This is a genomic window from Campylobacter concisus, from assembly GCF_902460595.1.
Lineage (GTDB): Bacteria > Campylobacterota > Campylobacteria > Campylobacterales > Campylobacteraceae > Campylobacter_A > Campylobacter_A concisus_BL.
Genome location: NZ_CABPVA010000007.1, coordinates 36,034 through 37,543, shown reverse-complemented (window position 1 = coordinate 37,543; position 1,510 = coordinate 36,034). Strand labels below are relative to the sequence as shown.

3 protein-coding genes are annotated in these 1,510 nt (G+C 31.4%); all 3 read right to left on the bottom strand.

All coding sequences use genetic code 11. The features are described from left to right. The coding region (locus tag F3G86_RS09600) for a hypothetical protein (protein WP_149723730.1) at positions 1-300 on the bottom strand (300 nt) is incomplete at its 3' end. A gap of 131 nt (positions 301-431) precedes the next feature. Continuing rightward, positions 432-983: a hypothetical protein gene (locus F3G86_RS09595; RefSeq protein WP_021090182.1), complete on the bottom strand. Its 552-nt coding sequence runs from the start codon at positions 981-983 to the stop codon at positions 432-434. 10 nt (positions 984-993) lie between these two features. Further along, on the bottom strand, positions 994-1,510 hold a 517-nt coding region (locus F3G86_RS09590; RefSeq protein ID WP_188116452.1), incomplete at its 5' end, for a glycoside hydrolase family 24 protein.

Sequence of the window (1,510 nt, the reverse complement as noted above, 5' to 3'; positions counted from 1 at the left end):
TTGTTTATAAAGCTCTTCTTCTCTTCTTTTTAAGAGCTTATTTATCCTTGAAGCGTTAGAGGTTGAAGAGGAGGTTAAATTTACGCAGTAGATATTTTCGGTCTCAAATTTCTTTGATGTCTCAGAGCTCAAAAGAGAATTTAGCTTATCGGCAAATGGCTTAAATAGCCCCTCACACTTTGAAGCGGTATTGTTTGATCTCTCTTCATCTTTTTGCATAAATTCTAAATGTGTGACGTCTTCTTTGTGCTCTTTGCCGTTTTTGTGTTTTGTTTGACTATTAATTATTATAGTCCTCATCTTTTTTTATAAACTTTGGTAAAAATCATTACTAAATTTATTGATAGCGTTTTCAGAGCTTAAAGGTTCAAAGGCATATAAATTTAAGCTTACTAACAAATTTATTAATAATATTGTTCTAAATTTCATGATTATTCTATTGGTGTATCACAAGGTGCTCTTTTTGATATGCTTTTTAGTTTCATCTTGCCATTTTTGAGCGTTTTTAGCACAAAATACTCTTGCATGCAAACATCTGTATCGAAATTTACATATCTAGCCATTAGAAGATCGCTATCCTCTCTAGTATAAAGTTTTGCAAATCCACCCATTTCACTATCTTTAAACAATGGTCTAGTTTCGGTATTGTCAAATTTATCCATACCTTCTATCTTTACGCTCTTACCTACACTTAAGTCCTCAACTGTTCTATAATAACAACTAGTGCCACAACTATGTGTAACTATCATATACTTACCTGCAAAATTTATATAAAAATCTTGCTGATTGCTTACAAATTTACCAAATTTATCTCTATAAAGCCCTTCTTCATCCTTCTTGTAGCTCTTTGGAATTTTTATCTCACCTTTATATACTTCCTTGACTTTGTATTCGTCAAATTTGGCTTCTAATTTTTCCTCTAATTCAGTGCCATGGCTCGTTATAATCAAAGCCAAAATAATCATTATTTTTTTTAAATACATAACACATCCTTTAATTTAAAAATTTCTTAATATCTTTATTGCTTATTGCTAAATTGCTTATGCCTATTTCTTCTAATTCCAAATGATGCATATAGTACTCCATGAACTTTTCCATGGTTATGGTTCGTTGTCCATATGGAGAGTCTGGCATACTAGCCCATTCATAATGCAGTCTTTTTTTGTCATTATCTGTCCTGCTTCTAACTGCCTCATCAATTTTTTCATCTACTATCAAATCAAGAGCATTTCTAATGTGTTTAATTAATACCAAACAAGCTTTGTCTTGGTTGGCAGGAGAAAAATCAGTAATATCATAGGTTTTTTTGTATTTTTTAAGAATCATATCCCAAGTGCTAGATTTTATCTGGTATGCACCAGCAGCACTAGAATCAAGAGATTTTACATAATATCTTGGATGATCTGAAAAATCTTTACCATAATCTTTTGTAAATAATTTTCCTCCAACATTTATTTCGTATCCGTTGTTTCCACTTGTTCCTTCGCCGTATTTTATGGCACACATAAAG

What these genes read in the sequence shown, in the direction of transcription:
- F3G86_RS09595 (WP_021090182.1), bottom strand. Translation starts at nt 983, where the DNA reads ATGTATTTAAAAAAAATAATGATTATTTTGGCTTTGATTATAACGAGC.